This is a genomic window from Dactylosporangium sp. NPDC049140, from assembly GCF_040648435.1.
This window is the reverse complement of the sequence record NZ_JBEZDS010000024.1, coordinates 158,607-164,713: the sequence shown is the minus strand read 5'-3', so window position 1 is coordinate 164,713 and position 6,107 is coordinate 158,607. Positions and strand designations below refer to the sequence as shown.

General features: G+C 70.3%; 6 protein-coding genes. 5 read left to right on the top strand and 1 reads right to left on the bottom strand.

Annotated elements, in window-relative coordinates; all coding sequences use genetic code 11:
- The 5 genes from AB0B76_RS32825 to AB0B76_RS32805 all read left to right on the top strand — a co-directional run.
- Positions 1-471, top strand: a 471-nt coding sequence (locus AB0B76_RS32825) for an extracellular solute-binding protein (protein ID WP_360382679.1), incomplete at its 5' end; no start/stop codon positions are given.
- A complete protein-coding gene (locus AB0B76_RS32820; protein WP_360382677.1) occupies positions 472-1,347 on the top strand; it encodes a sugar ABC transporter permease in 876 nt (291 codons plus the stop codon).
- Positions 1,344-2,147: a carbohydrate ABC transporter permease gene (locus AB0B76_RS32815; protein WP_360382675.1), complete on the top strand. Its 804-nt coding sequence runs from the start codon at positions 1,344-1,346 to the stop codon at positions 2,145-2,147. Before AB0B76_RS32820 ends, AB0B76_RS32815 begins: the two co-directional genes overlap by 4 nt.
- Positions 2,148-2,156: 9 nt before the next feature.
- The gene (locus AB0B76_RS32810; protein WP_360382674.1) at positions 2,157-3,992 is read left to right on the top strand and encodes a beta-L-arabinofuranosidase domain-containing protein; all 1,836 of its coding nucleotides are present in this window, start codon (positions 2,157-2,159) and stop codon (positions 3,990-3,992) included.
- A gap of 21 nt (positions 3,993-4,013) precedes the next feature.
- Positions 4,014-5,711, top strand: a complete 1,698-nt coding sequence (locus tag AB0B76_RS32805) for a CBM35 domain-containing protein (protein ID WP_360382672.1) — start codon at positions 4,014-4,016, stop codon at positions 5,709-5,711.
- A 2-nt stretch (positions 5,712-5,713) separates the two neighbouring features.
- On the opposite strand, the gene AB0B76_RS32800 is transcribed toward AB0B76_RS32805, so the two are convergent.
- Entirely contained in the window at positions 5,714-6,103 is a 390-nt protein-coding gene (locus AB0B76_RS32800; protein ID WP_360382687.1) for a VOC family protein, read from the bottom strand.
- Positions 6,104-6,107: the final 4 nt, after the last annotated feature.

The following is a 6,107-nucleotide window of genomic DNA, read 5'->3' as shown; positions in this document are numbered from 1 at the left end:
TTCGCGTTCGCGGAGAACGGCACGTGGCAGCTGGGCAACGCGAAGAAGGCGGGCTTCGAGTACGGGATCATCCCGATCCCGTCGAAGGCCGGCGGCACCGCGCCCGCCCCGACCGGCGGCGAGTTCGTCACCGCACCGGTGCAGAAGAACACCGGCAAGTACGCGACCACGCAGAAGCTCATCGCGTGCCTCAGCAACGCCGACAACGCCTTCACCACCGACACGACGCTGTCCTACATCGCCGCCACCGACGCCGTGCAGACCAAGCAGGTCGCAGCGAACGCTGAGCTGAAGGTGTGGGTCGAGGCGGTCAAGGCGGCCAAGGGCCGCACGAGCGACAACCTCGGCACGAAGTACCCGAAGATCTCCGAACCCATGTGGAAGGGCTTCCAGTCCGCCCTGTCCGGCGGCAAGTCGCCGCAGGACGCCTTCGCCGCAGCCCAGACCAGCGCCGCCGCGGCCACCAAGTAGATGCAACGAACGCGCGACGGGCGGTGGGCCGCGTGGGCGTTTCTGACGCCCGTCGCGGTCTACCTGCTCGCCTTCTACGCCTATCCGCTGTACCGCAACCTCGACCTGAGCCTGCACAAGTACACCGTCCGCTCGTTCGTGCAGGGCAACGCGCCGTTCATCGGCCTGGACAACTACGACACCGTCCTGTCCGACCCCACGTTCTGGCCGGCGGTCTGGCACACGGCCGTGTTCACCCTGGTCTCGCTGCTGTTCCAGTTCACCATCGGTATGGCCCTGGCGCTCTTCTTCCACCAGCACTTCCCGCTCTCGGCGACGCTGCGGGCGCTGTTCCTCGTACCGTGGCTGCTGCCGCTGATCGTCTCGGCGTCGACGTGGTCGTGGATGCTCAACAGCGACTCCGGCATCGTCAACGCGGCGCTGCGCCTGGTGGGCGTCGACCCGGTCAACTGGCTCACGTCGCCGGCCTGGTCGCTGGCCTCGGTGACGCTGGCCAACATCTGGATCGGCATCCCGTTCAACCTGGTCGTGGTCTACAGCGGCCTGCAGGCCATCCCGGGCGAGATCTACGAGGCCGCGGCCCTGGACGGGGCCAGGCCGTGGAGCACGTTCTGGCGCATCACGTTCCCGCTGCTGCGGCCGGTCTCGGCGATCACGCTGCTGCTCGGGCTCATCTACACGCTCAAGGTCTTCGACATCATCTGGATCATGACCAAGGGTGGCCCGGCCGACGCGTCCACCACCCTGGCGACCTGGTCCTACCGGCTCGGCTTCGGCAACCTGCTGCCGTCGTTCGGCCCGGGCGCGGCGGTCGGCAACCTGCTCATCATCGTCGCGATGGTCTTCGGCCTCGTCTACATCAGGACGCAGCGATGAAACTCAAGACCGTCATCGGTGTACTGCTCACCGCCGTCATGCTGTTCCCCGTCTACTGGATGCTCAACGTGTCCCTGACCCGGGACACCGACATGCGCGACGATCCGCCGCACCTGTTCCCGCTGCACGGCACCCTCGAGGGGTACCGCGCGGTGCTGGACCAGCAGCTGCCGTACCTGATCAACAGCCTGCTGGTCGGCCTCGGCACCGTGGCGCTCACGGTCGCGCTGGCCGCGCCCGCGGGCTACAGCCTGGCCAAGCTGCGCCCGCGCGGCGGCGGCGTGCTCAGCTTCGTGCTGCTCGTGGCCCAGATGATCCCCGGCATCATCATGGCGATGGGCTTCTACGCCATCTACCTGCGTCTCGGCGTGCTCAACAGCACGGGCGGGCTGATCCTGGCCGACTCGACAATCGCGGTGCCGTTCGGCGTGCTGATCTTCACCGCGTTCATGTCCGGCATCCCCGCCGAGCTGCTGCAGGCGGCCCGGGTCGACGGGGCGGGCACGCTGCGCACGTTCTGGTCGGTGGTCCTGCCGGTGAGCCGCAACGCCGTGGTCACCGTGAGCCTGTTCGCCTTCCTGTGGGCGTGGTCGGACTTCGTGTTCGCCAGCACCCTCGACGGCGGCGGCACCCAGCAGCCGATCACCCTCGGCATCTACCACTACATCGGCAACAACAACCAGCAGTGGAACGCCATCATGGCCACCGCCGTGGTCGCGTCCATCCCCGCGACGCTGCTGCTCATCGTGGCCCAGCGGTACGTGGCCGCCGGTGTGACCGCCGGCGCCGTCAAGGACTGAGGAAACCCCATGCACAACCCTTTCGGCCCCGCCGTGCCCACCGACCGCGCGATCAGCGCGCTGCGTCCCCTGCCCGCCGGCGCCATCCGCCTCGACCGCGGCGGCCTGCTCGGCGGCTGGCAGGAGCGTAACCGCGCCGCGACGCTGCCGCACTGCATCGAGCGGCTGCACGAGCGCGGCAACCTGGACAACCTGCACCGGGTCACCGGCGACTTCCACGGGCCCTTCGTGGGCTGGTGGTTCGCCGACACCGACGTGCACAAGACGCTCGAGGCCGCGCTGTGGGACGGCGGGTTCGCCGGGTTCGTGGCCGACGCCGCGGAGCTGCTGGAGAAGGTCCAGGACCCGGACGGCTACCTCGTGTCGTACTTCCAGGCCGGCGAGCGCGACCGCCAGTGGCGCGAGCTACCGTCCAGCCACGAGATGTACACCGCCGGGCACCTCGTGCAGGCGGCCGTGGCGGGGGCCCGCACCGCCCCCGCCGACCCGGCCGTCCAGCAGCTGCTCGGCGTCGCCCGGCGCTTCGCCGACCTGCTCGTCGAGCGCTTCGGCGCCGGCGGCGAGGACGCGGTCGACGGGCACCCCGAGGTCGAGACGGCGCTCGTCGAGCTGTTCCGGGTCACCGGGCACCGGCCGTACCTGGACCTCGCCGCCCGCCTCGTCGACCTGCGCGGCCACGGGCTGCTGGGCCCGGAGAGCCGGTTCGGCCAGCGCGCCTACTACCAGGACCACCGCCCGGTCCGCGACGCCACCGAGGTCACCGGGCATGTCGTCCGTCAGGTGTACCTGCTCGCCGGCGCCGTCGACGTGGCCGTCGAGACCGGCGACAGCGAGCTGCTGCGGGCGGCCGAGCGGCTGTGGGACTCGGCGCTGGCGTCGAAGACGTACCTGACCGGCGGGCAGGGCTCCCGGCACCGCGACGAGGCCTTCGGCGACGCGTACGAGCTGCCGCCGGACCGCGCCTACGCCGAGACGTGCGCGGCGATCGGCAGCTTCCACTGGGCGTGGCGGCTGCTGCTGGCCACCGGCCGGGCCCGCTACGCCGACGAGATGGAGCGGCTGCTGTACAACGGCATCGCCGGCAGCACCGCAACGTCCGGCACGGCGTTCTTCTACTCCAACCCGCTGCAGCTGCGCACCGGGCACGACGGCTCCGACGAGGACGCGCCCGGGGAGCGGCTGGCGTGGTACAAGTGCGCCTGCTGCCCGCCCAACCTCGCCCGGCTGATGGCGTCGCTGCACACCTACGCGGCGACCGGCGACGCGAACGGGCTGCAGCTGCACCTGTACACGCCGGGCACCTTCTCGGCCGGCGGCCACACGTTCACCGTCGCCACCGACTATCCGTGGGACGAGACGATCACGCTCACCGTCGGCTCCTCGGCGGGCGTCCCGTTCACCCTGTCGCTACGGGTCCCGGCGTGGTGCGCCGACGCCCGCGTGGTCGTCAACGGCACGCCCGCCGCCGCGTTCGTCGAGGACGGACACCTGCGCCTGGAGCGTGTCTGGCGGGCCGGCGACCGGGTCGAGCTCGTGCTGGCCATGGCGCCCCGGCTCGTGACCCCGCACCCGCGCGTCGACGCCGTGCGCGGTACCGCCGCCCTCGCCCGCGGCCCCGTCGTCTACTGCCTCGAGCACGCCGACGTGCCGGGCCGCTACTTCGAGGACCTCCATCTCGACGGCGACGCCCCGATCGAGGTGCGGCGGGACCATCCGCTCGCGCCGGTCGCCCTCGCCGTGACCGTCCGGGACGAGGCAACCGTCACCGTCCCGGCCATCCCCTATTTCCTGTGGGCCAACCGCGGTCCCGGACCAATGCGGGTCTGGATTCCGCTCCTTCCCTAATACACCCCCAGAGGTGATGCAGTGCGCATCCGAACCGCCGCTGCCACGGCGATCCTGACCACCCTCGTCACGACCGGCGTCTTCGCCGGAACGGCCCACGCGGCCGGCAACACCCTCACCGTCAACGTCGGCACCGTCGTACGCCCGGTCACGCAGGTCGCATCCGGCGGCCTCTACGGCGTCGACACCGGCAGCAAGCCGCCGCTGGCGCAGTTGTACCCGCTGCGCATGAACCACTTCACCCAGCCCCCGCCCGGCGGCCAGCAGCTCGGCAACGGCGCCACCCAGCCGTGCTGCGACGGCCTGCAGGTCGCGGGCAAGGTGACGAGCGCCGGCGCCCGGCAGTTCTACCGGCTGCCGGACATCTACCCGAACTTCCCGTACCGCTGGGTCAGCTGGGCGGACTGGGAGGCGAAGGTCCGCACCATGGTGAACGCCCGGGTCAACGCCACCGGCGTGACGAGCGTCGACGGCTACGAGCTGTGGAACGAGCCCGACTGGACGTGGAACACCGCCTCGGCGGGCTCGTTCAACGCCGGCTGGACCCGCACCTTCCAGCTCGTGCGCTCGCTCGACCCGGTGACCCCGATCGTCGGGCCGAGCCACTCGGTCTACAACCACAGCTGGATGGTGGACTTCCTCACCAACGCGAAGAACACCAACACGGTGCCCGACGTCGTCGTCTGGCACGAGCTGGACAACGACAGCTACCTCAACGTCGGCGCGCACGTGGCCGACTACCGGGCGATCGAGTCGTCGCTGGGCATCTCCCCGCGGCCGATCTCGATAAACGAGTACGCCTCGCCGAGCCAGGTCGACATCCCCAGCGTGGCCGTGCACTACATGGCGGTCTTCGAGCGCTACGGCATCCGTGACGCCGAGCGCGCGTACTGGTACGAGGCCGGCACCCTCAACGGGCTGCTCTACAACAACGCGCCGACGTCGTCGTACTGGGCCTACAAGTGGTACGGCGACATGGCCGGCAACGTCGTGCAGACGGTGCCCGGATCGTGGCTGGAGGGCGTCGCCGCGTACGACCCGAACCGCAAGTTCGTCAACGTCGTCTTCGGCGGCGACAGTGGCAACAACACCGTGCGCGTCACCGGCCTCGGCGCGCTCGGCTCCCAGGTGCGCGTGACCCTCTCGCGCACGGGCACCACGGGACGTACCACCAACCAGGGCGCGCCGACGACGGTGTCGACCGCCACCTACACCGTCTCCGGGGGCGCGATCAGCGTGCCCGTGAACGGCATGGACGCGTGGGCGGCGTACCAGCTGCTCATCACGCCCACGTCCGGGATCGCGACCTGGCAGCAGCGGTACGAGGCCGAGAACGCGGCGGTCGTCAACGCCAACCGGTTCTCGTCGTCGTCGGCCTCCAACGGCGGCTACGTCGGGCAGATCGACGGCATGGCCAACAGCCGCAACGACGCGTTCGTGGACTTCATCGTCAACGTCCCGCAGACCCGGTCGTACACGATGAACATCCGCTACGCGAACGGGACCGGCGCGACGGCGACGCAGGGGCTGGCGTACAACGGGGGCGGCTGGTCGACGGTCAGCTACCCGGCGACGGGTGCCTGGGGGTCCTTCGGCTCGTCGGTCAATGTGACGGTCGCGCTGACCGCCGGGTACAACACCATCCGGCTGGCGAAGGGTGCGCCCTTCTTCGCGGGCGGCACCGGCTTCGCCGAGCTGGACGCGATCACGCTGTCCTGACGTTATTTCTGGGCGGCGATCTGGATCAGGTTGCCGCAGGTGTCGTCGAACACCGCAGTGGTCACCGGCCCCATGTCGGTGGGCGGCTGGGTGAACACGACACCTGCGGCGACCAGACGGTCATACTCCCGCTGGACGTCCTCGACGGCGAAGGACGTCCACGGGATCCCGTCGTTGTTGAGGGCCTCGCGGAACGGGGCGACGGCCGGGTGGCTGGCCGGCTCCAGGACCAGCTCGACGCCGTCGGGCTGGTCGGCCGAGACCACGGTCAGCCAGCTCACGCCCGGGCCGAGCGGGATGTCGGTCTTCTTCACGAAGCCGAGGACCTCGGTGTAGAACCGCAGGGCCGCGGCCTGGTCGGTCACGAGCACGCTCGCCAGGTTGATTCGCATCGTC

What these genes read in the sequence shown, in the direction of transcription:
- AB0B76_RS32800 (WP_360382687.1), bottom strand. Translation starts at nt 6,103, where the DNA reads ATGCGAATCAACCTGGCGAGCGTGCTCGTGACCGACCAGGCCGCGGCC.
- AB0B76_RS32810 (WP_360382674.1), top strand. Translation starts at nt 2,157, where the DNA reads ATGCACAACCCTTTCGGCCCCGCCGTGCCCACCGACCGCGCGATCAGC.
- AB0B76_RS32815 (WP_360382675.1), top strand. Translation starts at nt 1,344, where the DNA reads ATGAAACTCAAGACCGTCATCGGTGTACTGCTCACCGCCGTCATGCTG.
- AB0B76_RS32820 (WP_360382677.1), top strand. Translation starts at nt 472, where the DNA reads ATGCAACGAACGCGCGACGGGCGGTGGGCCGCGTGGGCGTTTCTGACG.